Consider the following 3,544-nt stretch of genomic DNA (forward strand, 5'->3'; position numbering starts at 1 on the left):
ACCTACGACGCCACCATCGCCGAGGTGTTCGCGGTCGAGACCGACGAAGCCGAGTACCTCACCCGTTTCGAGGAGGGGGGCGATCGTGACGTCGAGATGCTGGAGTGCCGACCCGACGGCGACGGATGGCTGATGCGCAACCGACGGGTGATCACCGTCGACCTACCCGGCTTCGCTCAGAAGGCGCTGAAGCCCACCAACACCATCGAACACACCGTGCACTTCGGGCCCGAGGTCGACGGTCGCCAGGAGGGCACCTTCACCATCGATGTCCAAGGGGCGCCCGTGCGCACGGACGGGACCATCGTGTTCGAGGACCTCGGTGACGGCCGCACGCGCCACACCGTCCGCTGTGACGTCCAAGTGAAGATCCCCCTCATCGGCGGCAAGATCGCCAACTGGGCCAAGGGCGACGTGGCCTCCCAGATCCGCCGCGAGTTCGAGTACACCCGCCGGCGCGTCGCCGAGCGGCGCTGAGCGGGGCGACGCCACCCGTGCGATCCGGCACGGCGGTGGCGATGCTGGCGCCGATGCCCCTGGAGCTGCGCGCCCTCGTGCGGGTCGGGCGTCTCCGTCGCGACGGTGAGCTCGCGGGCCGCACCGCCCACCGCGGTGTCGTCGGCGGGGTGCCGGTCGTCGCGGTCGCGTGCGGGATGGGCACCGCCCGCTCCGAGGGCGTCGCCGCCGACGTGTTGGCCGCCACCGACGTCTCCCACGTCGTGGTCGTCGGCGTCGCCGGCGCGGTCGGTGCCCACCACCCCTTGGGTGCGGCCTTCCACCCGGAGGAGGTCGCCGACGCCCGGACCGGGGCCCGGTACCGGCCCCACGCCCTCGGAGGCCACCGCCCGACGCCGCGTTCGGGCACCTTGTTGACGGGGGACGACTTCATCACCGACCCCGACCACCTGGCCGCGCTGGCCCGCGACGGGATCACTGCCCTCGACATGGAGACCGCCGCCGTGGCGGCCGTCTGCGAGCGTGTGGGCGTGCCCTGGTCGGTGGCGCGGGCCATCAGCGACGTGGCCGGGGACGAGGCGGTGGTGGCGACGATGGAACAGGGCCTGGCCCGTCCGGACGGCACCCCTGACGTCGCCGCGGCCGTTCGCTTCCTGGCCCGAGCCCCCTGGCGGGTCGGGTCCCTCACCCGTCTCGCCCGCCAGGCCCAGGCTGCTGCCCGGTCCGCGGCGAACGAGGCGGTCCGAGCGGTCGAGTCCTCCGCCTGAGCCCGCCTACGCTCACCGCCATGTCCGACCCCGACCTGCCGGCGCTGCCGCCGCTCGAACCCGAGATCACGTACGAGGACTTCGCGAAGGTGGATGTGCGCGCCGGCGAGATCATCTCGGTCGAGGAGTTCCCACGGGCGCGCAACCCGTCATACCGCATCAAGGTCGACTTCGGGCCCGAGATCGGGGTCCGTGAGACGAGCGCGCAGGCGAAGACCGGCTACGAGCGCGAGGAGCTGCTCGGGCGCTACGTCGTGGCCGTGGTGAACTTCCCGCCGAAGAACATCGCCGGGTTCCAGTCGCAGATGCTGATCCTGGGCGTCGACGCCGGCGACGGCACCCTGTCGCTGCTGCACCCGGGCCGAGGCACCTACAAAGGAGCCCGGGTCTATTGACCGGGCGGGCCAGGGTCGCCCTCGTCGCCGGGCTGGTGGCGTTGTCGGCGGGCGCCGTCCTTGGCGCCTGCGGGTCCGACGGCGATGGCGAGGGCGCTGCGGGGCGGCCGTCCACCACCTCTACGACCACCGGGGCGCCGACCGGTGGGCTGGTGGCGCTGCTCGACGACGTCGCGCCCGAGGTGGCGGCGGCGCAGCCGGCGCCGGGGTCGACGTCGACGACCGCCTCGGTGTCGGCAGGGGAGGCGCAGGGATACGAGCACGGCGTCGCTGCGCTACGCGGGCTGGGTGACGATCCCGAGCTCGACGCCAAGGCGCTCGACTGCCACCAGGCCGACCTGACGGCCTGCGACGACCTGTACGTCGCCAGCCCCGATGGGTCGCTCTACGAGGTCTACGGCGCCACCTGCGGGGCCAGAATCGACGCCCCCACCAACCGCCTCTGCGTCGACGTGCTGCTCCCTGCGGCGGACGACCCGACCGGCCTCGGCGCCGACGCCTTCCTCGACGCCCTGGCGGTGCAGTGCCATGCCGGCGACCTGTTGGACTGCGACCTCCTCTACGCCGCGGCGGACGCTGGTTCGCAGTACGAGGCCTATGGCGCCACCTGCGGTCGCCGCATCGAGACCGACGAGGACTGCACGACCGCCCTGCTCTGACCCACCCCTCCCCTTGTCGGTTCTCGGCGGCGTGGGTCGGTCCCCGTCAGTCCATGAAGAGCCGGGGGTGCCGGGCCTCGGCGAGGCGGCGCAGCCCCTCGCGCCACTCGACCTTCGCCGGGCCGACGAGCTCGTGCAGGCGTGTGGTGTCCACGCGCACGCTCTCGATGGTGGTGCGGGTGGGAGCCAGGCGGGGCACCACTCCGGTGAGGCGCTCGAGCTCGGCCGTCCACTCTTCGATGCTCACCGCGTCGTTCCCCGCCCAGTTGACGACGGTCGGCGGCACGTCGGCGATGGCGAGCAGGCGGGGCACCTGCTCGACGATGTCGTCCTCGTGCAGGGGGTTGTAGACGCTGGGCGCGTCCTCGTGGACCGGGATGGGGTGACCCGCGAGCATCAACTCGAGGTGGAACGCCGGCCAGCCGCCGCCCTCCTCGCCGTACGGGACGCTGAGGCGGGCGATCGTGGTGGGGAGGTCGTAGGCGCGGGCGGCGAAGCCGGCGACCACCTCGGCGGCGATCTTCGAGATGCTGTACGTGGGCATGAAGCCGAACGGGCGGTGGTTGTCGCCCAGGGGGTCGTCCTCGGCGATCGGGTCGTGACCCTTCGGCTCGTACACCGCGGTCGACGAGCAGTGCAGGAACGCCGACGCGTTCCGGTACCGGCGCATGAGGAGCCCGAGCGCCTCGCCGTTCGCCGCGAGATCACGGCCGAAGTCGTTGGTCTTGGCGACCGCGAAGTTGCACACGTAGTCGATGCCGTCCGGGAGGTCGCCGAAGTCGGCGGCCTCGAGGTCGAGGTGCACGGGGATGATGCCGGCGGCCTCGACCGCGTCGCGCCCCCGGCCCTTCCGGAACCGGGCGGCGCCGAACACCTCGTTGTCCCTCGCCAGCGCCCGGGCCACGGGCCCGGCCACCTGGCCGGTGACCCCGGTGACGAGGATGCGGGCGCCCGACGACATCTCGCACACTGTACGCAACGCTCCCATCCCGCTCTCCACCTGACGCGATCATGACCCCCAAATAGGGGGGAGGTCGCGGCCATTCTTCACACGGCGCACCTCGGCGTGTCACACTGGATACGTAGACACAAGTGACACTTCGTTGCTCTGGTGGGGGCAGGCGAAGGTCATGCCCCAGGACGTGGTGTAGGCGACGGTCGAGCGCGTCAGCCTCGGGGATGTTCTACATGGCTTCGGTCAGCGCGTGCGGGGTCACCTCCTCGAGGTCGCCGTCGATGACGTGGACGCGGGCCTTGGCGAGGCTGT

Annotated in this window: 5 protein-coding genes; 4 read left to right on the plus strand and 1 reads right to left on the minus strand. The window is 72.1% G+C overall.

Features of this window, described 5'->3' with window-relative positions; translation table 11 throughout:
* The 4 genes from JNK12_14510 to JNK12_14525 all read left to right on the plus strand — a co-directional run.
* Positions 1-477, plus strand: a 477-nt coding sequence (locus JNK12_14510) for a DUF2505 domain-containing protein (GenBank protein ID MBL8777152.1), incomplete at its 5' end; no start/stop codon positions are given.
* Positions 478-530: 53 nt separating this feature from the next.
* A complete protein-coding gene (locus tag JNK12_14515; protein ID MBL8777153.1) occupies positions 531-1,223 on the plus strand; it encodes a hypothetical protein in 693 nt (230 codons plus the stop codon).
* A gap of 20 nt (positions 1,224-1,243) precedes the next feature.
* On the plus strand, positions 1,244-1,618 hold the full coding sequence (locus JNK12_14520; protein ID MBL8777154.1) for a tRNA-binding protein: 375 nt from the start codon (positions 1,244-1,246) through the stop codon (positions 1,616-1,618).
* Positions 1,615-2,277 (plus strand): hypothetical protein, encoded by a 663-nt coding sequence (locus JNK12_14525; protein ID MBL8777155.1) that lies wholly within the window; start codon positions 1,615-1,617, stop codon positions 2,275-2,277. Before JNK12_14520 ends, JNK12_14525 begins: the two co-directional genes overlap by 4 nt.
* 46 nt (positions 2,278-2,323) lie before the next feature.
* Here the strand turns inward: JNK12_14525 and JNK12_14530 are convergent, their stop codons facing one another.
* Complete coding sequence (locus tag JNK12_14530) at positions 2,324-3,238, minus strand: NAD(P)-dependent oxidoreductase (GenBank protein ID MBL8777156.1); 915 nt, start codon at positions 3,236-3,238, stop codon at positions 2,324-2,326.
* Between the last annotated feature and the right edge of the window lie 306 nt (positions 3,239-3,544).

This window comes from Acidimicrobiales bacterium (genome assembly GCA_016794585.1).
Lineage (GTDB): Bacteria > Actinomycetota > Acidimicrobiia > Acidimicrobiales > DATDAH01 > JAEUJM01.